1 pseudogene is annotated in these 253 nt (G+C 68.8%); it reads right to left on the bottom strand.

Annotation, left to right across the window (positions count from 1 at the left end):
• Positions 1 to 253: pseudogene (locus SLQ30_RS33225) on the bottom strand (AMP-binding protein); the annotation flags it as partial.

Genomic DNA, 253 nt, shown 5'->3' on the forward strand with positions numbered 1-253 from the left:
GCGCGCGCCGTCCCCGGCGAAGTACCAACCCTGCTCGGCGAAGCGCGACCAATAGGTTTCCTTGAAGCGTTCGGGGTCGCCCCAGATCCCGCGCAGCATCGAGGGCCATGGCTTGTCGAGCACGAGGTAGCCGCTGGCCTGCTCACCGTGGTCGGTGCCCGGCTCGAGTTGGTTGCCGTCATCGTCGACGATCTTGGCCGAGATCCCGGGCAGCGGGGTCATCGCCGAGCCCGGCTTGGCAGCGGTGACTCCG

Origin of the sequence: Mycobacterium sp. RTGN4 (genome assembly GCF_033804635.1) — a bacterium.
In the GTDB taxonomy this organism is placed as follows: Bacteria; Actinomycetota; Actinomycetes; order Mycobacteriales; family Mycobacteriaceae; genus Mycobacterium.